General features: G+C 51.1%; 21 protein-coding genes and 3 riboswitches. Of the genes, 13 read left to right on the top strand and 8 right to left on the bottom strand.

Annotated elements, in window-relative coordinates:
- Positions 1-29: 29 nt before the first annotated feature.
- From IEX98_RS18795 to IEX98_RS18810, 4 genes are read left to right on the top strand one after another with little or no spacing between them, the layout of a single operon-like run.
- Positions 30-1,004: an ABC transporter permease gene (locus tag IEX98_RS18795; RefSeq protein ID WP_229692265.1), complete on the top strand. Its 975-nt coding sequence runs from the start codon at positions 30-32 to the stop codon at positions 1,002-1,004.
- Positions 1,005-1,850 (top strand): ABC transporter permease, encoded by an 846-nt coding sequence (locus IEX98_RS18800; protein WP_188890731.1) that lies wholly within the window; start codon positions 1,005-1,007, stop codon positions 1,848-1,850.
- An 18-nt stretch (positions 1,851-1,868) separates the two neighbouring features.
- Positions 1,869-2,798 carry an ABC transporter ATP-binding protein gene (locus IEX98_RS18805; protein ID WP_188890732.1) on the top strand — a complete coding sequence of 310 codons (930 nt, stop codon included), beginning with the start codon at positions 1,869-1,871 and terminating at the stop codon, positions 2,796-2,798.
- Positions 2,788-3,390: an ABC transporter ATP-binding protein gene (locus IEX98_RS18810; protein WP_188890733.1), complete on the top strand. Its 603-nt coding sequence runs from the start codon at positions 2,788-2,790 to the stop codon at positions 3,388-3,390. Before IEX98_RS18805 ends, IEX98_RS18810 begins: the two co-directional genes overlap by 11 nt.
- Positions 3,391-4,813: 1,423 nt before the next feature.
- On the opposite strand, the gene IEX98_RS18815 is transcribed toward IEX98_RS18810, so the two are convergent.
- On the bottom strand, positions 4,814-6,166 hold the full coding sequence (locus tag IEX98_RS18815) for a TrkH family potassium uptake protein (RefSeq protein ID WP_229692253.1): 1,353 nt from the start codon (positions 6,164-6,166) through the stop codon (positions 4,814-4,816).
- Between the two features lie 150 nt (positions 6,167-6,316).
- Here IEX98_RS18815 and IEX98_RS18820 point away from each other — a divergent pair, with 150 nt between their 5' ends.
- On the top strand, positions 6,317-7,552 hold the full coding sequence (locus tag IEX98_RS18820; RefSeq protein ID WP_188890735.1) for a DUF445 domain-containing protein: 1,236 nt from the start codon (positions 6,317-6,319) through the stop codon (positions 7,550-7,552).
- A 103-nt stretch (positions 7,553-7,655) separates the two neighbouring features.
- Positions 7,656-7,862: riboswitch (cobalamin riboswitch) on the top strand.
- A 157-nt stretch (positions 7,863-8,019) separates the two neighbouring features.
- Positions 8,020-10,323: a 5-methyltetrahydropteroyltriglutamate--homocysteine S-methyltransferase gene (gene metE / locus IEX98_RS18825; RefSeq protein WP_188890736.1), complete on the top strand. Its 2,304-nt coding sequence runs from the start codon at positions 8,020-8,022 to the stop codon at positions 10,321-10,323.
- A gap of 70 nt (positions 10,324-10,393) precedes the next feature.
- Here the strand turns inward: metE and IEX98_RS18830 are convergent, their stop codons facing one another.
- Positions 10,394-10,918, bottom strand: a complete 525-nt coding sequence (locus IEX98_RS18830; protein WP_188890737.1) for a hypothetical protein — start codon at positions 10,916-10,918, stop codon at positions 10,394-10,396.
- A 132-nt stretch (positions 10,919-11,050) separates the two neighbouring features.
- Between IEX98_RS18830 and IEX98_RS18835 the strand changes: the two genes are divergently transcribed.
- Positions 11,051-11,803, top strand: a complete 753-nt coding sequence (locus IEX98_RS18835) for an ABC transporter ATP-binding protein (RefSeq protein ID WP_188890738.1) — start codon at positions 11,051-11,053, stop codon at positions 11,801-11,803.
- A complete protein-coding gene (locus IEX98_RS18840; protein WP_188890739.1) occupies positions 11,796-12,566 on the top strand; it encodes an ABC transporter permease in 771 nt (256 codons plus the stop codon). The genes IEX98_RS18835 and IEX98_RS18840 overlap by 8 nt, the downstream gene beginning before the upstream one ends.
- A gap of 12 nt (positions 12,567-12,578) precedes the next feature.
- Here IEX98_RS18840 and IEX98_RS18845 read toward each other — a convergent pair whose 3' ends face one another.
- Positions 12,579-13,424 (bottom strand): helix-turn-helix transcriptional regulator, encoded by an 846-nt coding sequence (locus tag IEX98_RS18845; protein ID WP_188890740.1) that lies wholly within the window; start codon positions 13,422-13,424, stop codon positions 12,579-12,581.
- Between the two features lie 146 nt (positions 13,425-13,570).
- Here IEX98_RS18845 and IEX98_RS18850 point away from each other — a divergent pair, with 146 nt between their 5' ends.
- A complete protein-coding gene (locus IEX98_RS18850) occupies positions 13,571-14,314 on the top strand; it encodes an SDR family oxidoreductase (protein WP_188890741.1) in 744 nt (247 codons plus the stop codon).
- 97 nt (positions 14,315-14,411) lie between these two features.
- On the opposite strand, the gene IEX98_RS18855 is transcribed toward IEX98_RS18850, so the two are convergent.
- Together IEX98_RS18855 and IEX98_RS18860 are read right to left on the bottom strand one after the other, a co-directional pair.
- The gene (locus IEX98_RS18855) at positions 14,412-15,464 is read right to left on the bottom strand and encodes a hypothetical protein (protein WP_188890742.1); all 1,053 of its coding nucleotides are present in this window, start codon (positions 15,462-15,464) and stop codon (positions 14,412-14,414) included.
- A 67-nt stretch (positions 15,465-15,531) separates the two neighbouring features.
- Positions 15,532-16,752, bottom strand: coding sequence for an MFS transporter (locus IEX98_RS18860; RefSeq protein WP_188890743.1), 1,221 nt, complete (start codon positions 16,750-16,752; stop codon positions 15,532-15,534).
- A gap of 153 nt (positions 16,753-16,905) precedes the next feature.
- Here IEX98_RS18860 and IEX98_RS18865 point away from each other — a divergent pair, with 153 nt between their 5' ends.
- Entirely contained in the window at positions 16,906-17,505 is a 600-nt protein-coding gene (locus IEX98_RS18865; protein WP_188890744.1) for a TetR/AcrR family transcriptional regulator, read from the top strand.
- A 333-nt stretch (positions 17,506-17,838) separates the two neighbouring features.
- Here IEX98_RS18865 and IEX98_RS18870 read toward each other — a convergent pair whose 3' ends face one another.
- Both IEX98_RS18870 and IEX98_RS18875 read right to left on the bottom strand, forming a co-directional pair.
- Entirely contained in the window at positions 17,839-18,612 is a 774-nt protein-coding gene (locus IEX98_RS18870; RefSeq protein ID WP_188890745.1) for a hypothetical protein, read from the bottom strand.
- Positions 18,609-19,160 carry an RNA polymerase sigma factor gene (locus IEX98_RS18875; RefSeq protein WP_188890746.1) on the bottom strand — a complete coding sequence of 184 codons (552 nt, stop codon included), beginning with the start codon at positions 19,158-19,160 and terminating at the stop codon, positions 18,609-18,611. The genes IEX98_RS18870 and IEX98_RS18875 overlap by 4 nt, the downstream gene beginning before the upstream one ends.
- A 164-nt stretch (positions 19,161-19,324) precedes the next feature.
- Here IEX98_RS18875 and IEX98_RS18880 point away from each other — a divergent pair, with 164 nt between their 5' ends.
- Positions 19,325-20,119 carry a class I SAM-dependent methyltransferase gene (locus IEX98_RS18880; protein ID WP_188890747.1) on the top strand — a complete coding sequence of 265 codons (795 nt, stop codon included), beginning with the start codon at positions 19,325-19,327 and terminating at the stop codon, positions 20,117-20,119.
- A 123-nt stretch (positions 20,120-20,242) separates the two neighbouring features.
- Here IEX98_RS18880 and IEX98_RS18885 read toward each other — a convergent pair whose 3' ends face one another.
- Complete coding sequence (locus IEX98_RS18885; protein WP_188890748.1) at positions 20,243-20,668, bottom strand: hypothetical protein; 426 nt, start codon at positions 20,666-20,668, stop codon at positions 20,243-20,245.
- 7 nt (positions 20,669-20,675) lie between these two features.
- Positions 20,676-20,860, bottom strand: a riboswitch (cyclic di-AMP (ydaO/yuaA leader).
- Between the two features lie 401 nt (positions 20,861-21,261).
- Positions 21,262-21,498: riboswitch (cyclic di-AMP (ydaO/yuaA leader) on the top strand.
- A 208-nt stretch (positions 21,499-21,706) separates the two neighbouring features.
- Between IEX98_RS18885 and IEX98_RS18890 the strand changes: the two genes are divergently transcribed.
- Both IEX98_RS18890 and kdpF read left to right on the top strand, forming a co-directional pair.
- Positions 21,707-22,126: a hypothetical protein gene (locus IEX98_RS18890; RefSeq protein ID WP_188890749.1), complete on the top strand. Its 420-nt coding sequence runs from the start codon at positions 21,707-21,709 to the stop codon at positions 22,124-22,126.
- Positions 22,127-22,249: 123 nt separating this feature from the next.
- The gene (kdpF, locus tag IEX98_RS29565; RefSeq protein WP_188890803.1) at positions 22,250-22,327 is read left to right on the top strand and encodes a K(+)-transporting ATPase subunit F; all 78 of its coding nucleotides are present in this window, start codon (positions 22,250-22,252) and stop codon (positions 22,325-22,327) included.
- Positions 22,328-22,334 lie beyond the last annotated feature (7 nt).

Consider the following 22,334-nt stretch of genomic DNA (forward strand, 5'->3'; position numbering starts at 1 on the left):
GCCGGGATAATCATTCGCTTTTGAGGTTGATGAAGGCGCTGCTGTGGAAGGCATTACGGCTTGCTTCGCTGCTTGCCGCGATTAGCATCGTATCGTTTATCCTCGTCAGCAATTCCCCGGTAGACCCGGTTCAGGCCTATATTGGTGCAGACATGCTTGTCGTCAGTCACGAGCAGCGCGAGCTTATCGCCAGCTATTGGGGGCTGGACGATCCGCCAGCGGAACAGTTTTTCCGCTGGGGCTCGGCACTGCTGCACGGCGATATGGGCGTCTCCATGATCTATCAGCAGCCGGTAACAGAAGTGATTGGCGAACGGTTTGTCAGTTCCTTGTCGTTAATGGCTGTATCCTGGCTATTGTCCGGTATTATCGGATTTACGGCAGGCGTGCTTGCTGCAATGAACAAGGGACGCTGGCTTGATCGGATCATTAAATGGTATTGCTATGCGTTGGCCTCCACGCCAACCTTTTGGATGGGGCTGGTACTGCTCATTGTTTTTGCGGTATGGCTCGGGTGGTTTCCGGTTGCGCTTGGTGTGCCCGCAGGCAAGCTTGCGGAGGATGTATCCTTGCTCGACCGGCTCCGTCATATGATTTTGCCGGCCTTGACGTTGAGCATTGTGGGGATCTCGAGTATCGCGCTGCATACGCGGCAAAAGCTCATCGATGTCTTGGAGAGCGATTATGTCTGGTTTGCCAAAGCGCGCGGAGAAAAGGGCTTTACGTTGTTTTTCAGACATGGCTTGCGCAACATTGCACTGCCTGCGTTAACGCTGCAGTTTACGTCGTTTGGCGAGCTTTTTGGCGGCGCAGTGCTGGCTGAGCAAGTATTTTCCTATCCCGGACTAGGACAGGCTACCGTTGAAGCCGGGCTGCGCGGAGATGTTCCGCTGCTGCTTGGTATCGTACTGTTCACCGCGATATTCGTATTTGCGGGCAATGCAATTGCCGACGTTCTCTATAGGACTGTCGATCCGAGAATGAAAGAACGGGGGACGCTGTAGATGAAATCGGTGTCGGTATTAAAGCAGGGATCGTTCAGCGGCCGCCGTGCTCTATGGTCAGGAGGCATTTCGATTCTGTACTTGACGCTTGCCGGGGCAGGAGGACTGCTGCTCAGCAGTGAAGCGTTGACTACGCATTTGGAGAGCCGGAATTTAGCGCCTTCCCTGTCTCATTTATTTGGAACGGATTGGCTGGGGCGCGATATGTTTACCCGGACGGTAAAAGGGCTTGGCCTTAGCATGGCCGTCGGCTTTCTCGGAGCGATTTCGAGCAGCATAATCGCAGCGATTGTCGGTCTGCTTGCCGCGACAATGGGGAAAGCGGTCGATCGTTTTTTAAGCTGGATGATTGATTTGTTTCTAAGCGTGCCTCATCTGGTAACCTTGATTCTTATCGCCTTCGTTTGCGGCGGCGGACTGAAAGGTATCGTGATCGGCATTGCCTGTACGCATTGGCCAAGCCTCGCCCGGGTCATCCGGGCAGAAGTGATGCAGCTGCGCAGCGCCGAATTCGTGCTGGTGTCGCAAAGACTGGGCAAATCACGCATCTGGATTGCCTTGGATCATATGGCGCCCCATTTGGTTCCGCAGCTTCTTGTCGGAATGCTGCTGCTGTTCCCGCATGCTATTTTACATGAAGCGGCAATTACGTTTATCGGACTTGGCCTGTCGCCGCATCAGCCTGCGATCGGCATTATTTTGTCAGAATCGATGCGTTATTTATCGACCGGCATGTGGTGGCTCGCTTTTTTTCCAGGACTGTGTCTGCTGTTTACGGTACGGGCCTTCGGTACGTTTGGCGAACTGATGAAGCGGCTTGTGGACGCCAAAGGGTTGCATGACTAGACAGGGGGGGCGGCATGAATGGCGCTATTGGAAGTAGAAGGCTTGACGGTAGCCTTTCGGCGGCAAGCCGGTTTGTTCAGGCAGAGGACGATGGAAGTCATTCACGGGCTGGAGCTGACGGTCGATGCCGGGCAGGTGGTAGCGGTTGTCGGTTCAAGCGGCTCGGGCAAAAGCCTGCTGGCCCATGCGATCATGGGCTTGCTGCCAGACAATGCCCATTGCAGCGGAAGTATCCGCTATGATGGCACGCTGCTTGATGCAGCCAGAGTGTCGGAGTTGCGAGGCAAAGAGATTGCGATTGTGCCGCAATCTGTTACGTATTTGGACCCGTTAATACGGGTCGGGAAACAGGTGCGTCATGCCGCATCAGCGGGAGGCGGCGAGGGTGAACGGCTGCAAAAGCAGGTGTTTGCCCGCAACGGATTGGCGGAGGAAACAGCGCGGATGTATCCCCATGAGCTGTCCGGCGGCATGGCGAGAAGGGTATTGGCGTCGACGGCAATCATTAGCGGAGCAAAGCTGATTGTGGCTGATGAGCCGACGCCGGGGCTTAACGAAGCGGCTGCATTGGAGACGGCGCGGCAGTTTCGCGAGCTGGCGGATGCAGGCTGCGCTGTGCTGTTCATCACGCATGATATTCAGCTTGCATTGAGCTTCGCGGACCGGATCGTCGTCCTTTATGCCGGAACCGTAATGGAGAACGCGGCTGCTGCTGATTTTGCAGGTGATGGAGAACGGCTGCGGCATCCATATACGAAGGCGCTGTGGCAGGCGCTGCCGGGCAATGGCTTCAAGCCGCTAGGCGGCTCCCAGCCCCATCCGGACATGCTGCCGCCGGGCTGTCTTTTTGCTCCACGCTGCTGCCATGCTTCGGAAGATTGCACGTCGCAACGGCCGGAATTCATGCCGTTGCGGGACGGAGCGGTGAGGTGCTTCCATGCTTCTTGAAGGAGTAGGGCTGGGGTATCGATATGGCCGTCGCGGAGATTGGGTATTCCGCGATAGGAGCCTGTCGCTAGCTGCCGGAGAAGTAGTCGGGATTGCGGGGCCAAGCGGCTGCGGCAAGACGACCTTCGCGAAACTGCTCGCGGGTTGCGCGATTCCCGGGGAAGGCGAAGTGCGGCTCGGCGGCGTGCCGTTGCCCCGCACCGGCTACAGTCCGGTGCAGATGGTGTTTCAGCATCCCGAGCGGGCTGTCAACCCGCGCTGGCGGATACAGCGGATTGTAGAGGAAGGCGGGCTGCCGGAGCCCGGGCTGCTGGAGGCGATGGGCATCGCCGAAGAGTGGCTGGGCCGGCGGCCTGCCGAGCTTTCGGGCGGCGAGCTGCAGCGGTTTTGCATCGCCAGGGCGCTTGGTAGCGGCACCAAGATGCTGATCGCCGACGAGATGACGACGATGCTCGACGCCTTAACGCAAGCGCAGATCTGGAGCGCCGTGCTGGACATTGCGAGGCAGCGCCAGCTTGGTCTGCTCGTCATCAGCCATGAGCGGCCGCTGCTTCACCGGCTATGCGATCGTATTGTAGAGTGGCAGCCTTAGCAGCAGCTATGCTATGTTTGATTGCAAGAACGCAGTCTGGAGCATCAAGGGTAATAGGGCGTCTAATGCTAGAGAAGAGGTCAAGAAAAGCAGCCATTGCCGTCGGCTTATGCCGAAGAAAAATAGAGGCTATTGAACGAAAGAAGCAGGGTGCAGGGGCAAGTAAAAGTAACATCTCATCTGGCGCTAAGAGGCGGGTTAATCCTCCTCTTAGCGCTTATTCGTGATATATAGCGGATGGAGCAAGAATGGTGCTAATGGGCGAAAGAAGTAGCAGGCAGGGTCAGGAAAAAGTAACATCGCATTAGACGTTAAGAGGAGGCTGCTCTCTCCTCTTAAAGCTTTTTTTCTATTCATTGGTGGTTTAGCGAATCAGGTTCGCAAATTAGCGAACTGAATTTCGCTACAGACCGCAGAGGAGGGTACATCGTCTCTACAGCGAACCGATTTTCGCTATTCGAGAACCAAGGTTCACGGATAGCGAAGCTAGCTTCGCTGTAGCTCGCCGCTGGGATAGTGTACTTAAGAAGAGCGAAGTTACTTTCTTTAAATAGCGAATCAGCTTCGTTGTAACGCGGGTTGCTGCTGGGCGTTTGTGTAGGGCGAAGTTAGTTTCGCTAATAGCGAAGAAGGTTCGTTATAGCGAGGTTGGCCGCAGTGTAGATGAGAATAGGAGAGATAGCGAATCAGGTTCGCAAATTAACGAACTGAATTTCGCTGCAGACCGCAGAGGAGGGGAGTATCGTCTCTACAGCGAACCGATTTTCGCTATTCGAGAACCAAGGTTCACGGATAGCGAAGCTAGCTTCGCTGTAGTTCGCCATCAGAGCATAGCGCCTTTGAAGAGCGAAGTTACCTTCGTTAAATAGCGAATCAGCTTCGTTGTAGCGGGGGTTGCTGCTGGGCGCTTAGGTAGAGCGAAGTTAGTTTCGCTAAATAGCGAATCAGGTTCGATATAGCGAGGTTGGCCGTAGTTTAGATGAGAATAGGAGAGATAGCGAATCAGGTTCGCAAATTAACGAACTGAATTTCGCTGTAGACCGCAGAGGAGGGGAGCATCGTCTCTACAGCGAACCGATTTTCGCTATTCGAGAACCAAGGTTCACGGATAGCGAAGCTAGCTTCGCTGTAGCTCGCCATCGGCGCATAGCGCCTTTGAAGAGCGAAGTTGCCTTCGCTAAATAGCGAATTAGCTTCGTTGCAGCGAGGCTGGTAGTCTGGAGCCATAGAAAAACGAAGTTACCTTAGTTAAATAGCGAAGTTGCTTCGTTGAAGTGACGTTGGTTGCTTAGCATCTGCGAACAGCGTAGTTAGTTTCCTAAATTAAGCGAATCAGCTTCGTCGTGAGCATAAACAGGAAAAGAGCTGGAACACGTCGCAACGTGTTCCAGCTCTTTTCCGTCATCACTAGCTAGTCGCGAGACTAGCCAATCATTATTTTCCCCTCCGGGTAGCGGTACAGCTCTTTCTCCCCAGGAGCGAGTGTGAACGCGAGAGTCAGCGGGCCAAGGCGGCCGATAAACATCATCGTGATGATGAGCACCTTGCCGAGTGTCGTCAGATGAGGAGTTAAGCCCATGGATAAGCCCGTTGTGCCGAACGCCGAGGTGACTTCGAACATCGCGGTCAAAATCTCAACGTTCTCCGTGGCGCTTATTAACATGGTGAACAGGACGATGGCGGATAGTGCAACGATGGAGATCGTCAGCGCTTTATGAACGCGGTCTTTTGCCAGTCTTCTATTGAAAAAGACGACGTCCTCCTTGCCGCGGATCATCGCAATGACGGCGCCGACGAGAATGGCGAAGGTCGTTACTTTAATGCCGCCGCCTGCCGAGCCTGGTGAGGCTCCGATGAACATCAGCAGGACGATCAGAAACTGGGTCGCGCTTCGCATCGCGCCGATGTCCAGCGTGCTCGCCCCGCCTGAACGAGGAGAGATCGACTGGAACAGCGAGCTGTAAAGCTTGCCGGTAATGTCCAGCGGCTCTAACGTTCTAGCATTCGTGAATTCAAAAATGAAAATAAGAACAGCCCCGGCGAGAAAGAGGACACCTGAAGTGGTCAGCACCACTTTGGAATGCAGGCTGAGCTTGCGAACCTTGGAGAAGTCCCACAGTTCCGCCAATACGATAAAGCCGATGCCGCCGAGAAAGATCAGCATAATAATGACGAAATTGACGATTGGATCGTCAACGTGGCCGACAAAGCTGGAAAATGGGCCATTTACCGTTCCGAGCACGTCGAAGCCAGCATTCGTGAACATGGAAATACTGTGGAAAATGCCAAGGTAGAGCGCTCTGCCAATAGGCATCGTTAGCGAAAAACGCATCGCAAGCAGCAGCGCGCCAACGATCTCGATGACGAATGCATAGACCAGCACCCGCCGGATGAAGCGGACGATGCCCTCCAGCGAAGCCTGATTCATCGTCTCTTGAAGCAGCAGCCTTTCACGCAGCGAAATGCGCTTACGGAAAGCGAGCGCGAGCATCGTCGCCATCGTCATAAAGCCCAGGCCGCCGATCTGCATCAACGTTAGAATGACGACTTGTCCAAAAATCGTAAAATGGGTACCTGTATCTACAACGACAAGGCCGGTTACGCACACCGCCGAAGTGGCTGTGAACAAAGCATCGATGAATGGAGTACGTATTCCATCGGTACTTGCGGCAGGCAGCGAGAGCAGCAGCGAGCCTATGCTTATAATGATAATGAAGCCAAGCGTCAAAAATTGAGGCGGTGTTATTTTAAGCAAAATTGCTTTTGTCTTGGTCAATGTAATTCTCCTTTTATCCAATAAAAAAGACGCATTGCGCCGGATTGAAATGTTCACTTTATTATCTGGTATAATTAGGCTAGATGCAACCGAGATTAACGCTGACCGCATGGTTTGCAGGACAGTCGTTTCAGAAGGGAAGTAAGCTTGATGAGAACAAGGTATATTGCAACGATTTCGCTTGCCGCTATGGGGGCGGGATTTATCGTCACCAAATATATGCTGCCGGATGCAGGCTGGTCCAGAATGCTCGAAAGCGGCTTTGAAGCAGGGCTTGTCGGAGGTATTGCCGATTGGTTTGCGGTGACTGCGTTATTCCGCCATCCGTTTGGCATTCCGATTCCGCACACATCGCTGCTGCTCAAAAATCGCAATAAAATCGTGAATTCGCTCATATCGGCTATGGAGAACGAGCTATTGAACAAGGACAGCATTAGCCGCAAGCTGAGTGAGCTGAAGCTGTTCAACGGACTTGCTTCAGGAGCCGTAAGGCTGATCGGCAAACGCAAAACGAGGCTGAGTCTCGTCCAATTCGCGCAAACCTCGCTTGATCGGCTGCCGTTGGAGCGTTTTAGCGGCATTATTCGCGGATTTGTCGCTGATTATGTGCGGAAGCAGGACATTCGGCCAATCGTTCAGAAGCTGACGGACAAGTTTGCTCATGACAGCTGGGACGAGAAAGCGCTCGATTATTTGCTTGGAGCGGGCAAGCAGTGGGTGTCGAAGCGAGAAACGGAGCAGCTGCTCGGCAAATTAGCCCATAGCAAGCTGGAGGAGCTGCAGGTTGGCGGCTTTATGGGCTTTGCGGTCCAAGCCTTTATCGGATTCATGAGCCCGGAAAAGCTGGGGCCGATGGTGCAAAATATGCTGCTCTCCGCCATCCGCGATTTAAGCCAGCCTGGCAGTGAGAACCGCGTGAAGCTGTTGAACGAAGTAAAGTCTGCAGTGGAGAAGCTTCATGAGAATGAAGCGCTGATGGAGCAGCTTAAGCAATGGCTGGAAAGCGGTGCGGACAGCGTAGAGCTGGAACGGTTTATTCATCTGCGCCTGGAAGAGCTGCGTCAATTGCTGCTGGACAAGCTGGAGGAAGAATATAGCCGAGGCGGCCGTAATGTGGTGAAAGGCGTTCGTTATTTGACGGACCGTGCCAAAGAGAAGGAAGAGCTGCTTCAGCAGTGGGAGCGGTCTATTCTCGATTACGCGGTACATTTCATTGAACGCAATCATTACCGGATCGGCATGCTCGTCCGGGACAATTTGGATAAAATGGATGATAAAGCGCTCGTCGAAATGCTGGAGCAAAAAATCGGCAATGATTTGCAATGGATTCGCGTTAACGGCGCGATTTGCGGCTTCGCCGTCGGAATTGTGCTGTCCTTCTTTTAAGAAAACGTGTATAATTCAAAGCATTCAGGTATGAAAAAAGAATTGTATAAATATATGTGATACCGTATGGTTATACATGTTCCATTCTAACTTGAAAACCAAACTTCATATGAAGGAAACAGGTGCTCTTCTCCGGTTGAACTCGGATTTGAGCTTAAAAGGGAAGTCCGGTTCAATGCCGGCGCGGTCCCGCCACTGTAACAGCGGAGTCCATTCGCACGTGAAAAGCCACTGATCCGGTCGGGATTGGGAAGGCAGCGAAGGATGTTGAGGCTGAAGCCAGGAGACCTGCCTGTTTCGACAGCACTGCTGTACCTACGGGAGATAGGGAGGTGTTAAGGATAGCCATCGTTGCTTATACGAGGGGCGTCTTTACCTATGCTTCTTTTAAACTTGGGTAAAGATGGCTCTTTTTTTGTTGCATTTATTTATTCAAATTTTACGAATCGATTGGGAGGCTGGAATCATTGACTACATTAAGAAGCAGCAATTTGGGTTACCCGCGTATTGGTGAAAACAGAGAATGGAAAAAAGCGCTCGAAGCTTTCTGGGCAGGCAAGCTGGAAGAAGCTGAGCTGTTGACGCAGCTGAAGTCGATCCGCTTGAAGCACCTGCAAGTACAGAAGGAAGCGGGAATCGACCTTATCCCGGTTAGTGATTTTTCGCTATACGACCACATTCTTGATACAGCGACGATGTTTGGCGTCGTGCCGGAGCGTTTCGGCTATTCGGGCCATGGTCCAGTTCCGGTATCCGTCTATTACGCAATCGCTCGCGGCAACAAGGATGCTTCGGCGTCGGAAATGACGAAATGGTTCAATACGAACTATCACTATATCGTGCCTGAACTTAACGGCGCTTCGCCTAAGCTGGTTGAGAACCGTCCATTGAACGCTTACCGCGAAGCGAAGCAGGAGCTTGGCATTGAAGGCAAACCAGTCATCGTTGGTCCTTATACGTTCCTCAAGCTGTCGAAAGGCTATGAGCCGTCCCAATTCGCCGCGCTTGTCGACCAATTCGTTCCGCTCTATGCTCAATTGTTGAAAGAGCTGGAAGCAGAAGGCGTGCAGTGGGTACAAATTGATGAGCCTTCGCTCGTAACGAGCGTTTCGAAAGAGGAGTTTGAGCTGGTGCAATCGATTTATGCGCAGTTGAACCAAGCAGCCCCAGGCTTGAACCTGCTTCTGCAAACGTACTTCGAATCCGTTGAGCAATATGAAGCGATAGTCGCGCTGCCTGTACAAGGTATCGGCCTTGACTTTACGATTGGCGAACGCAGCCTGAATCAGCTCGAGACGGCTGGCTTCCCGGCTGATAAAGTTCTTGCTGCTGGTATTGTAGACGGCCGTAACATCTGGCGTGCCGATCTTCGCGACAAAACGGCACTTGTGAACCGTATCGCGGCAGTCGTGCCGCAAGAGAGACTTCTTGTACAACCTTCGTGCAGCTTGCTGCATGTGCCGGTATCGGCTAAAGGCGAGGTTGGTCTTGCTGCGGAGTTGTCCGATGCGCTTGCATTCGCTAACGAGAAGCTGGAAGAAGTGGTTGTTATTGCTCGCGCGGTTCGCGAAGGCGAAGCTGCTGTGCAAGAACAACTGGACAACAACGAAGCTGTACTTCGTACCCTGAATGAATCGGCTTCCCGCAACCGGAAAAGCGTTCAAGATGCTGTAGCCGAAATCGGCAAACAGCCATCGTCGAGAAAATCCGTATTTGCATCGCGTCAAGCGGCGCAAAAAGCGCGCTGGAATCTTCCATTCCTTCCGACGACGACGATCGGCAGCTTCCCGCAGACAGCCGACGTTCGTGCTGCACGTCAGCAATGGCGCAAAGGCCAACTGCAGGATGAGCCATATAAAACATTCATCCGCGAGCACATTGCGAAATGGATCAAGCTGCAAGAAGAAATCGGACTGGATGTACTCGTTCATGGCGAATTCGAGCGTACCGATATGGTTGAGTTTTTCGGCGAAAAGCTGGACGGATTTGCTTTCACCCGCAACGGCTGGGTACAGTCTTACGGTTCCCGCTGTGTGAAGCCGCCGATCATTTACGGCGATGTGCAATTCAGTCAGCCGATGACTGTCGAAGAAACGGTGTACGCGCAGTCGCTGACATCCAAGCCGGTAAAAGGAATGCTGACTGGTCCGATTACCATTCTGAACTGGTCCTTCGTCCGTTCCGATATTACGCGTGAGCAAGTTTCGTATCAAATTGCTTTGGCGCTTGCAGAAGAAGTGAAAGCATTGGAAAACGCGGGCATCGAGATGATTCAAGTGGATGAGCCGGCGCTGCGCGAAGGGCTGCCGCTCAAGCGTGCAGATTGGGAGCATTACCTCAATTGGGCAGTGCTGGCATTCCGTCTCTCGACTTCTGACGTTGCAGACACAACGCAAATTCATACGCATATGTGCTATTGCGAATTCCATGACATTATCGATTCCATCCGCGCATTGGACGCAGACGTTATTTCGATCGAAACGTCGCGCAGCCACGGCGAGCTGATTCACAGCTTCGAGGAGCATACGTATGAGCTGGGCATCGGTCTTGGCGTATACGACATTCATAGCCCCCGCGTGCCGGCAGTTGCGGAGATGACGAACATGATCGGACGTGCGCTGAAGGTTCTGGATCCGGAACTGTTCTGGATTAACCCGGACTGCGGATTGAAAACGCGCGGTATCGACGAGACCGTAGCATCGCTGCGTACGATGATTGAGGCGACGGAAATCGTCAGATCGCAATTCGAACACGCTAAAGCAGGCGTTTAATCGATAGAAAAGACTTGCCGTTTCGCGAAGTGTAATCGCGAATTCGGCAAGTCTTTTTTTTATTATCATTCTATTCGAAATGGACGAATTGTTCCGGATGAAGGCGGATATAATGTGCGATTTGTTTGTAGGTCCAGAGTGATGCTTCTTTATAGAGCAGGTAAAAATCGCTCATTTCGGCATGAAGCTGAGGATCCCTATCAATATCCTGCAGCGAGACGTCGAAGTTAGCCAGACTTCGAGGGTGATTCCGCTGCCTAAGCGATTGTTCTGTCCGCTCGAGCAGGGCAAGCATTTCAGGATCATCGAAATGCCGCAGGCTTTGCAGCAATCCCTCCCACCTCGGTGTCTGGGCCAAATAATAGGCTGTCCACCAGTAATAGTCGGCTTCGGACTGGATGGCATGCAGGTAGTGCGTTCGGAACACGAACAACGCTTTTTGGCCCGAAGTTAGAAGCGGGTACAGCTCAGCAGAGAAATCTCCACCCCGGCTCTCGATGTCCTTGTAAGCCGTGATTAATGGCTTAAAACAAGCGGATGCCAGACTTTCATCGTCAAACGAGGCGAAAGTCTGTTTGTTTATTACTGTCAACAATACAATATCACTCCTTCTCTCCCATTATACGAAATATGAAGTTCTGATAGAAGAGAGATGTAAGATTGGTATTATCAAGTTTATAATGTACTTATTACATATTTCGCGCAAGCGAATACGGGAGGAACGAGCTTGGCCCCATTATTAAGTATGAATCGGATAAGTAAACGAAGGCCGGATAAAGCCAGGGAATGGCTGTTTGACGATATAACGGCAGCTATAGATAAAGGAGAACGAGTTGCGCTGCTTGGGGCTTCGGGCACCGGAAAGAGCACGCTGCTGCGCATTGCCGCTTTGCTGGAGCCTATCGATGATGGAGAGCTTCATTTGGAAGGCATAGCGCAAATTTCGTTTAAACCGGAGCATTGGCGGAAAAAAATAAGCTATGTCGCACAAGCGCCAGTTATGCTGGCCGGGACTGTCGAGCAAAATTTGCGGACAGCCAGCGAGCTCCATGGCACGCTTTTTGATGAACCGCTAGCCCGCCGCTGCATGGCGGAAGCCGAACTTGGGCATTTGGATTGGAAGAAGCCTGCTGCTGAGCTGTCGGGAGGCGAGAAGCAGCGGACGGCGCTTGTTCGTTCCTTGCTACTTCGCCCGGCGATGCTGCTGCTGGATGAGACGACTTCTTCCTTAGATCCAACCAGCAAGGAAGCGGTGGAGCACATGCTTAACCGTTGGGCTGAGCGAGAAGGTACGGCGATGGCCTGGATTACGCATGACATGGAGCAAAGCCGCTCAGTGAGCGATCAAATTTGGTTTATGGGCGATGGGAAGCTGCTGGAGCGTGGAGATACGAAGGCTTTTTTCCAAGGACCGTCCACCGAGCAGGCCAGACGATTTATTCAGAAGCCTATCGAAAGAGAGGCGGGTGGGAATGAGTAATTTAGCGCTGGTGAGTACGCTTGTTTTTGTCGCCATTACCGCCTTTTTATCGATCCGGAAAAAGCTGGGCTTGGAGAAGGACATTCTTATCGGAACGGTCCGCTCCGCGCTGCAGCTTCTCTTTATCGGCTATGTGCTGCATTTCGTATTCGATACCCGTAATCCAGTGTTTATCGTCCTTATTCTATTATCCATGATTGGTATCGCAGCCTGGAATGCAGGATCGCGAGCCCGGGAAATACGCGGCATCCGGCTTCGGATTGCGATAACCCTGGCTTGTACGGAAGGGCTGACGATGGCGCTGTTGCTCGGTTTCTCCATCATCGAGCCGACACCGCAATATATCATTCCGGTGAGCGGGATTGTGATCGGAAGCTCGATGATTGTCGCCGGCATCTATTTGAATCAGATGAAGCGTGAGCTGGAAGCGTCGCGCGGTGAGGTAGAGACGCTGCTGGCACTTGGAGGGACAGCTAAGCAAGCGATTCAGGGAGCGGTCAAACGTTCTGTCCGCTCCAGTATGATTCCGACGATCGATGGGATGAAAACCGTTGGGCTCGTTCAACTGCCTGGCATGATGACGGGGATGATTGTCGCCGGAGCCGATCCCATCGAAGCAGTCCGCTATCAGATGTTGATAATGTTTGTCCTTGCCTCTTCCGCGGCTTTAACGGCAATTTTGCTAAGTCAGATCAGCTATCGCTTATGGTTTACGAAAGACGTACGGCTCGTGCAGAGCCCGAAGCAGGATACGAAGTCGTAGCGCTGCTGGACATCAGCTTCGTTCTTCCAGAAACTTTTGAATTTTATTTTTCGTGATTCCGTCATCCAGCGGAATATGAATTGAAATTTGCAGATCGGACTTGTCGAGCGGTTGGAAGGAAATATAATCGAAGGCCAGCTCGCCGACAACCGGATGCTGCATAATCTTATGGGCGTGGGAATAGTCCAATACGTCATGCTGTTCCCAGTAAGTCCGAAATTCCTCGCTAAGCTCAGACAAGGAGAGAACCTGTTCTCCCCACCAAGGATCGTCCCCGTAACGGGCATAATCCGCGCGGAATTGAGCGACGGTTCGACGTGCATGCTCCTCCCACTGCGAACCCTTCATTTTACGAAAGTCTGCTGATGTAAAAGTACCCCATAACAAATTCCGCTGTTTTTCAGATACCTTGCTCAAATCCCCATTCAATATGTACATGGCTTCATTCCACGCCACGATATTCATTCTAGCGTCCATGGCACATGCAGGATTAAGTCCCTGCGAGTCCAGAAAACGCTGCAGTACCGGACTGACTTCACTTTGTGCCCGCGATTGTTCCGGAGGAGGCTGCCGGTGTGCGAGCAGAAACATATGCTTGCGCTCTGCCGCGTCTAATTGAAGGGCAACCGCCAGTCCTTCAAGCACTTCCGCTGATACATGGATCGAACGTCCTTGCTCCAAATAGGTGTACCACTCCAAGCTCACGCCGGCGAGCATGGCAACTTCTCCGCGCCGCAGTCCGGGCGTTCGCCTGCGGCCCGCCTCTGGAAGCCCAGCCTGCTTGGGCGTTAGACGTTCTCTGCGATTGCGGAGAAAATGGGCTAATTCGCTGTAACGGTTTATTTCGTTTTTGGCCAAAACTCAGTCCTCCTGTTCATAAGCAGAAGAAGGGTGGGAGTCCCGATACCAGTATAACCAGACACCTTCTTGATGCGTTCTTTCAGCTATACAATAGCTTATGTGAAGACGCCGTATAAATCAATTACACGAGAAGGAGAATGGATATGAAACTGGATTCCAATACGATTCTCATTACCGGAGGCGCAAGCGGCATCGGCCTTGCACTTGCCGAAAGATGGATAAAGACTGGCAATAAAGTGATCATCGTTGGACGAAGAGAGGACAAGCTGGCGGAAGCCAAGGCGCTTTACCCCGAGCTGCATACGTACCGATTCGATGTTTCGAAGGAAGAAGAGCGCCTTGCACTGTTCAACCAGGTAGCGCAGGAGCATCCTGATGTCAATGTGCTGCTGAATAATGCCGGCGTTATGCGATTTATACGTTTGGATGGCGAAGAGCCTTGGAAGGATACGGAGGTTGAGCTTTCAACGAATTTGGCAGCGCCGATTCATCTGTCTATGTTGTTTACGCCACATTTGAAAAACAAGGAGCACTCAGCCATACTGAATGTCACATCCGGATTAGCTCACGTTCCGACTTCGTCTGCTCCTGTCTATAGTGCCACTAAAGCAGCGCTCCATTCGTTTACGCTGACGCTCCGGCACCAATTAGCTCAGCATGGAGTACAAGTGATCGAGATTTGTCCTCCGCATACAAATACTGATTTGGGAGCGCCAGGAGCCAATACGGCTGGCGTACCGCTTGAGGAGTATGCAGATGCGGTCATGGAAAGCCTTGCGCAAGGTGAAAATGAGATTACGTATGGCTGGTCCAAGCTTACTTCCCAAGCTTCTCGGGCGGAACGTGATGAAATTTTCAAGCAGCTGAATGGTGTTCAGAATGTCTAAAGCAGATCCTCCTGTTATGGAGTGATAAAAACCGAGCTTGTGTGCCCCAAGGCCGCAGCTCGGTTTTTTTAATGGCTTATCGTCGCTTGGAGCCTTGTTAAATAAGGTCGGCGAAGATTTTTTTGAGCGCAGCCAGAGCTTCATTCTCAAGATTCATGAGTCCGTTAATAAGCTTGATGCATCGCTCTTTCTCCTTCAATTGGCGTACGGGAGGTTCTGTATACGGGTACATAGTTCCTAATATTGAATAATCGGCAGCAATTTGATTGTAGATTTCAATGCAATCATCCAGCAACGACGGATTTAATGCCGGCAGCTTTTCTTTCGCTTCAGTGAGGTATAGGGCGGCATAGCGTCGTGCTTCCTTCAACACTTCTAGAAAAAGACTGAAGAAATACCCATCCACTTCGTCGGCATCTAATGCCGCCAACCATTTTTTGTGCGCCTTATTTCCAACCGTGTAGGTTTTTCCTGCCCATGTATATTGCTCTTCATCGTTTAAGCGGATGACAAACGCCAATGATTCCTTAAATGAAGTATACGAATCAGCAGCCGGAACAGTCGTCGCCCAATGCAATGAAATAAGTCCGGCTTTAGCTGGGAGGGAGGCTTCGGTTTTGTTCCGGGATTGGACACAATTTATACAGGTGCAGCGGCTAAGCCCTAGATGATTCCATGGGATCGCCTCTTCCGCGAGCTTTTCTCCCGTATGCCACGAATCGGTATAGTAGCCGTCCTCGTCATAAGCCGTAATAATAGAAGTCTGATTAGCGATATCCAGATTTTTGGCGAAAACAGGCTGCCCGGCATCGATGGCTAGCTTCGCCTTTTCCCACATTTCCTTCTGAAGCTGAGGAAAACGATCACCTTCGGCATATTGGTGAAGACCTTGAATATCGATTCCGATATGCCGTATCAGCCGAAAAACATCTGGTTCAACGGGGCCGCCGTTTGGTTCAACCAGATTTTCGTCCAAAATGTGCAGAAAAGCGATACCTGTAATGCCATATAGCCATGTGGTTGAAGCATCAATGCGGTAATAGTCTGCGACTGAGTTAATGGCGCCGACCAGAGAAGCATCCAATCCGCTAAATTTATAGCCATCCAGAGAATGGGCTGTGTTGACATTCAGTTTGAGGTCTTCTGACATATAGAGGGACACCTCCAGTTTTTAGTAATGATTTCTACATTCTGAACGAAATCCCTCTAGTCTGTGTTTAAGGCTGTCTGTCATTCATATAGCGCACGGTAACTGCCCAGAATAGAAGAGCAATGCCGCTAACAGCTGCACCCAGCCAACAGACGCCTTGCCATCCGAAGCTTCCGTACACGAGGGTTGAAGCGATGGAGCCCGTCGCACTGCCGATCGAGTAGAAAATCATATAGCCGGCTGTCAGTCTGCTGCGCGCCTCCGGCCGAGTGGACAGAATCATGCTTTGATTGGTAACGTGAACGGCTTGAACGGCAAGATCAAGTAAAATAATGCCCGCAACAAGAGCGAATAGTGATTGAACCGCAAAGCTGATCGGCAGCCAGGAAACGAGCAGCAGACTTAGTGCAATTCCGGTTGTCCACTGACCATGCCCTCTGTCTGCAAGGCGTCCGGCCCGCGCGGCTGCAAGTGCGCCTGCCGCGCCGGCGAGGCCAAATGCGCCGATTGCTGTATGGGAGAGCGAGAGCGGCGGGCTGCTTAGCGGAAGCACAAGAGACGTCCACAAAATGCTGAACGCACTGAATATAAACAAAGCCAGCGCAGCGCGGATGCGCAGCACCTTTTCTTGAACGAAGAGCAGCAGCACCGAATGAATGAGTGACCAGTAAGGCAATGTTTCCTGTTGACGTACTTGCGCGCCATTTGGCAGTATCCGGAATAACAAGACCGCCATAACGAGCGTGAGCATAGCGGAAACGAGATAGACAGCCCGCCAGCCTGCAAGGTCGGTCAATGAGCCGGCAAACGTCCGGGCAAGCAAGATGCCCATCACGATGCCGCTTGTTACAATCCCGACAACGCGTCCGCGTTCAACAGGGGATGCTAGGCTTGCCGCGAACGCAACAAGTGTTTGTGTGACTACGGCGAGTAATCCGACGGCTGCGATACCGGCAAATAAGAAGGCTGCGCTTGGAGCCAGACCCACCGAGAGCAAGGCCACAACGGACAACAGCATTTGTCCGGTGATTAGTTTGCGCCGATCTAGCTTGTCGCCAAGTGGAACAAGCAGCAATAAACCTAGCGCATAGCAGATTTGCGTAGCGGTGATGACGATGCCCATAGAGGAGGGAGCAAGGCCGAACTCGTTCGATATAGCATCCAGCAATGGCTGCGCGTAATAAATATTGGCTACGGCCAGACCGGAGGCTACGGCAAATAAAAAGGCAGTGAATCCGGATACGGTAGATGCAGGTGCGGGGCGTGCGTACATAGGTTTTTCGATCATGCTAAGGAAAGCCTCCTCATTTCATACTGAATGGTACATAATATTTGTTTGATAAATATATAGCGCATGATGATACATTGTCAACTGTTTGACATTGATGGCGTTTATTCGTAAAATTTAAATGTACCTTTCAGTATGAAAAGGGGGATGTTAATGGTTCGTCCACGGGAATTTGACGAGGAGAAAGCGCTAACTGCCGCGATGCAGCAGTTTTGGGAGAAGGGGTTTGAGGCAACTTCCCTCACCGATCTGACTTCCAGTATGGGCATTCAACGGCCGAGCCTTTATTCCGCGTTTGGAGATAAAAAACAGCTGTTCGAAACGGCATTTCGGAAATATACGCAAGCTCATGCTGCATCCATACGGACTAGCCTTCAGAGGCATTCGTCAGTAAGAGAAGCGTTTCGCAAGTATTTTGAAAACCTGGCAGATGAAGCTTACGGACAAGCACCGAGCCGGGGATGCTTTTGCATTAATACGATGGTCGAGCTTTCGCCCCATGATGAGAAGTTTGAGATTTTGACCCGGGAGCATCAAATGTATTTATCGGTTATTTTTCAGGAGACGATTGAGCGCGGCATACGATCGGGTGAGCTGGATGAGGCCATCAATGCGAAACAGACGGCACAGTCGCTGATCATTCAATTGATTGGGCTAACGGTTTTTTTGAAAGCCCGGCCTGATCGTTCATTCGTTGCGAGTGCCATAGAAACGGCGCTGAGCTTGATTAAGCCGGCTAAGAGCGAGGGATAAATAAAGGGGATTCGCTGCGCCTCACTCAAAAATGAGGCTAACCGTTTACGCCAACTCTCGCATCATTTCAAGGTTGCTGCCGGCTGCAACGAATTAAAATGTAAAGTGCAGGTTGGAGGCGGTGATTTCGGCGATTTTTGGCTTCAAAATGTAAAAGTGCAGTTTGATCGACCGAAACAGCCCCTTTAGGGTGAAATGGAGCGATTTCAAATGCACTTTTGCATTTTGAAGGCTATTTTAGACCATTTAAGGCAAATCAGCATGCGCTTTTACATTTTGTTGATCGATTAGTGCGGCAGCATGCGGATAGCTAAGTGATTAATAACAACTCTTTTATACTAATGGGATCGTATTTGCGATCTCTAGCAGCCACTCGCGGTCGCCGTGTTCTGCTAGCAACTCGTACTGCACAGCTCTTGGGGCTTGAGGATGTTCAGTCGCCCAGATTAACCGCCGCATCTCTTCGCTTTCCAAATAAACCGCCTCTTGACCGTGGATACGCAAGCGCTCGATCGTTTGCTGTTCCATATCGGGTACGTGAATTCGGCTCTTCGTCGTTCCGAATAGGCGGCATTCAAAGCTTCGGTCTGCTTTGTCATAAAGCAGCCTTACCCCAACAATATCTGTATTCGGGCGAAGATCGCGGACAACGACAGACTTGCCTTGCTGCTCGCTTTCGGCAATCATCGCTTCCCTCTCTTCTTCCGTCACATTATCGAAGCCGTAATACACTTCAATGCGGCGAAGTTCGGCTTCGAGAGGCAGTGGAGGATTCCACGGGGCAGCCTGCTGGAACAACTGCTCCAGGCTATCGGGCCAAAGGACAGCCTCGTAGTTCGTTTGCTGACTGACGGCACGGTCGCCCTGACCGGCGATATAGATCGCTTTTCCCATACCAGGCTTTAATTGTTGAATGATTGCATCCATTGGATCAGAGGGCTGGAACGTGTCGACTCGAACGGATGCCAGTACATCGCCGTTGTCGTTGCGCATGTCGATTTGCTCCATAATTTTACGCTTCAAATGAGCTGGCGGCAGTAAAGCCTCCGCATTTGATTTCATTTGGCTGATCCAAGCTTCTTCGTTAACTTTTTCAGAATTATTCATATCGATTTATCCCCCAATTTTTCTCTCATTCGGACAAGCGCTTGATTCAATCTCGACTTGACCGTCCCGATTGGTATAGACAGCACATTGGCAATTTCCTGCTGCGGCAAGTCGTTGATGTAACGCAGCACAAGAACCTCCTTCAGCTTCTCAGGCAGATCATGCAATTCTTCCATGACGAAATCGCCCTGCGTGTCACCGGCAAAAGAGACATGATTGTTAGCTGGAAGCGGCGCCGTTTGAAGCTTCCGCTGCTTTTGCTCGTTCCGGTATTCCTTCCACTTTTTCCTTCGATGGGCGTGAAGCTGGCGAATGGTAATACCGTACAACCAGCCCTGTAAGGAACGGGAATGGTCGTATTTGTCTAAATTACGATAAAGCTCCAGATATACATTTTGCGCAATATCTTCGGCATCCGTATGGCTTCCGCTCAAATAGTATAAGGTGCGGTACACTTCATTGACCGTTTCATTATAAAGCTGTTCGAATGCTTCCTTCTGTCCTTTCAGCGCCAAACCAATAAGCTCAGACATCGTTGTAACTGCCACAAATAACTTCCTCCTTTCTCGCTGTTTACTTCTATTTGGTCATTTTTTCATAATCCGTTCGTTTTGTTTCTATTTTATTTCAAAATTTGTACAAATGGAAAATATTTACCTGTATAATAGTGGATCATCATTATGAGACTGATATCGAATAGAGGAGGAAGTCTATGTTTCCCGATTTATCGGCTCATCCCGAATTTGTAAATGGGCAAAGTATGCCCTGGTGTGAACAGCTGGCTGGAAGAACTGGAAGGTACGAGTACCCATGGACGGCGAATGTGGAGGGGCTGGCGGCCGAGACGGTTCTGACTGAAAAGCTCGTTGCTGCCGTGCAAGGCAGAGTGCTTGATGTAGGCTGCGGGCATGGAGAGTACACGAATCGCTGGGCGGAACAAGCGGTGGAGGTTGTCGGGTTCGATATGACCAAAGGCTTCATTCAGACAGCCAACGAGCAGTATCGAAGCGCTAATGTCCGGTATGTGGCAGGCTCAACGAAGCAGGGGCTTCCATTTCCTGACCATTGCTTCGACGTTGCCTACACGAAGAAGGGACCGACAAGCTGGTATAAAGAAGGGAATCGGGTTGTCCGGCCGGGAGGTTCGCTAATTATGCTTCACCCGGGGGACGGTAATGGAGAAGGCGGTGAATTAGGGGAGGCATTTCCTGGCTTATTCGCCGGACCTGCATCAGGCACGCCTACGCTGGATCGAATTCAAGAGCGGCTGGCGGTTAGCGGACTTACTGACATCCGAATGTCGGTATTGAAGGAGCTGGTATGGCTGCCTGCAGCTGATGATATTTTGGCTCTGCTATGTTTTGGTCAAAGTGACGGATTCTCGCAGTATGTGAGTGAGACTTGCTTCAATGACATCAAGACGCAGTTCGATAAGCATGCGGAGGCTCGGGGGATTAGGACGACCGGATTTTACTATTTAATTGAGGCAAAGGCATCTTTCAAATAGGATCATAAAGTACAAAAAGAAAGCCGCCTCACATAGTCGTGAAGCGGCTTCTTTATGGACTAGGCAATATGTCCGACGATGCTATGAACAGGAGAAATTGCAGCTATTCTCCGTATAGTTCGATTAGAATAAGGACAAATAAAAGACGGATTGACGGAATAACTCCGCATACTCGGTCTGCGAGGGCTGTCGCGATCCCGGATGGGATTGGCCTCGGCAAACTTGGCGCACAGCCTCATCAAAGAGACTGCGAAGCTCGTAATTTCTGATCTTCTCCGAATGGGGAGATCCTGCCACAGTATGCAGGTTGACCCAGCCAATATAATGCGGCGCAGAAGAGCACCAAGCATTCCAATCTGCAGGCTGTTCCTTCTGCTGAATGAAGAGCTCGCTCCACCCCGTACCGGCATTGGTAGACAAGCGCATGTAGGCGCGGTGACCGGATTCAGCCCGGATAATATACAATTCGATATGAGACACTTTTAACAATGACGGCAGCTGCTGAATATCCGGCAGAGGTTCCGTTCCTTCATGTAATACAGTTATCATTTTGCAATTCTCTCCTTGATTTCGCTTACGGAGTTAGCTGACGGATTCGGGATAGAGAGCTTCCCTACAGACGTGCGCGGGCGCGCTTTCGTCCGATTCACCCCGTGCCTTACGATCATCGCATCTTACGGCGTTGAACGCAAGCGTTGGTTCCCCCGTTTCTGTTCGATCAGAATTCAGCGATATAAGTATAAGCCGTGTTCGGCATGGCGTTCATACTAAACCGGAATCGCCGCTTTGTAAAATGCCAGAGGGGCGATATTGCCCCTCATTCCGGCAAATTGCCAATACAGCTGCCATTTTACTCGTAAAATCCGGTTCATTCTTTCAAATTCTCATTTCTGCTATCGCAATCGTATGCAATGAAAATCTAGCGGGAAAGATGCCAAAACCCGTACTGCATTCCCGCAGCCTAGTTTTCGAAAAGTAGAGAAAGAACGAGATAAATCGATTATTTTCAAGAAGTAACATTATGTAAGCGCTATATCCTATCTTTTTCCCTCGAATTCTCAACCAATTTGCACCCGCTATCGCTTTACACAAATATTGGCTGGGAGTATGATTCGATTCATGGTTACGTAATCTGTTTCCATTTGCTGCATTTGCTGAGTTCCCGTTGATTGCAACGGGAAGCGGGGGAACCACAGCGGGAGGGATCCAGTGTTCTGGAATCTTCTCGTTTATCGCGGCGCTGCGATCCGATGTGAGAGTCGGAGAAGAGCGCTGCAGGGGTGAATCATCGACCGAAAGCCATGGACTTCGGTTGAAGTAGGGCAACTCTCACTGCCCGAATCCGACAGCTAACCTCGTAAGCGTATAGTTGAGAGAGGCGACAATCAACGCGATGACTCTGTCATGGCTTGACGACCGTGTAAATGAAGCATGCTCTCTAGCTGCCGATTGGCTGCTGGAGTATGCCGTTTGCCGCCGTCTAAGCGATGTTCGAAGAAGCCGCGGGTGAGCACCTCTGCTCCCTGTAGGCTTCTTTTTTGTTGCCTATTCTCCTAGCGATTCAATGAACAGGAGGAATTATTGAAAATGGAAACGATCGCGGTAGCCGGTTTTAACGAAACCAGCGTTAATTTTATTCGGCAATTGCTTTACCGCCAGCTTCCCTTCGTGGTGTTGACCAATAGCAAGCTGGAGGCAAGACGGGTATTAGAGGTCGCAGATGCTTCCGTCATAAAGGTTGTGAGGGTTCGAACTACTGGCAGAACGTGGACGATCCCGGAGCTGCCGATTGCAACGGTATATATTTTCGAGAACAGTCTGCCGCTGAGCTGCCGCTATTTACGATACTGCCGATCCCAATGGGCCAAAGCCGCTATTTGCGTCATTACGACAAACTGGCATCCAAAGGCAATCTACAAAGCGCTCGGGGCAGATCAGATTATTTACACGCAAGGGGAAGAGGTCAGTTATTTGCTTACATTTGCGGAGCAGAAGCCTGAGCTCTAAATAGGAGGCTATAGTCATGATGGATATCTATATGGTTGCATTGCTGCTTGGAATGTTCGCTGTATTGGCAGGTTTTCTGGCATGGTGCGCGAAAACGGCCGACGGCGAAGGAGGAGAGGGAAGATGATCGTTATTGCTATCGTCACCCTGCTGCTGTTCCTTTATCTTGTCTATGCTTTATTGAATCCTGAGAAGTTCTAGCCTAGGA

Origin of the sequence: Paenibacillus radicis (ex Gao et al. 2016) (genome assembly GCF_014641555.1) — a bacterium.
In the GTDB taxonomy this organism is placed as follows: domain Bacteria; phylum Bacillota; class Bacilli; order Paenibacillales; family Paenibacillaceae; genus Pristimantibacillus; species Pristimantibacillus radicis.

Coding starts and splice junctions, on each gene's coding strand:
- IEX98_RS18850 (WP_188890741.1), top strand. CDS start 13,571: ATGAAACTGGATTCCAATACGATTCTCATTACCGGAGGCGCAAGCGGC.
- IEX98_RS18865 (WP_188890744.1), top strand. CDS start 16,906: ATGGTTCGTCCACGGGAATTTGACGAGGAGAAAGCGCTAACTGCCGCG.
- IEX98_RS18840 (WP_188890739.1), top strand. CDS start 11,796: ATGAGTAATTTAGCGCTGGTGAGTACGCTTGTTTTTGTCGCCATTACC.
- IEX98_RS18885 (WP_188890748.1), bottom strand. CDS start 20,668: ATGATAACTGTATTACATGAAGGAACGGAACCTCTGCCGGATATTCAG.
- IEX98_RS18890 (WP_188890749.1), top strand. CDS start 21,707: ATGGAAACGATCGCGGTAGCCGGTTTTAACGAAACCAGCGTTAATTTT.
- IEX98_RS18805 (WP_188890732.1), top strand. CDS start 1,869: ATGGCGCTATTGGAAGTAGAAGGCTTGACGGTAGCCTTTCGGCGGCAA.
- IEX98_RS18855 (WP_188890742.1), bottom strand. CDS start 15,464: ATGTCAGAAGACCTCAAACTGAATGTCAACACAGCCCATTCTCTGGAT.
- IEX98_RS18795 (WP_229692265.1), top strand. CDS start 30: ATGAAGGCGCTGCTGTGGAAGGCATTACGGCTTGCTTCGCTGCTTGCC.
- IEX98_RS18870 (WP_188890745.1), bottom strand. CDS start 18,612: ATGAATAATTCTGAAAAAGTTAACGAAGAAGCTTGGATCAGCCAAATG.
- IEX98_RS18800 (WP_188890731.1), top strand. CDS start 1,005: ATGAAATCGGTGTCGGTATTAAAGCAGGGATCGTTCAGCGGCCGCCGT.
- IEX98_RS18880 (WP_188890747.1), top strand. CDS start 19,325: ATGTTTCCCGATTTATCGGCTCATCCCGAATTTGTAAATGGGCAAAGT.
- IEX98_RS18860 (WP_188890743.1), bottom strand. CDS start 16,752: ATGATCGAAAAACCTATGTACGCACGCCCCGCACCTGCATCTACCGTA.
- IEX98_RS18810 (WP_188890733.1), top strand. CDS start 2,788: ATGCTTCTTGAAGGAGTAGGGCTGGGGTATCGATATGGCCGTCGCGGA.
- kdpF (WP_188890803.1), top strand. CDS start 22,250: ATGATCGTTATTGCTATCGTCACCCTGCTGCTGTTCCTTTATCTTGTC.
- IEX98_RS18820 (WP_188890735.1), top strand. CDS start 6,317: ATGAGAACAAGGTATATTGCAACGATTTCGCTTGCCGCTATGGGGGCG.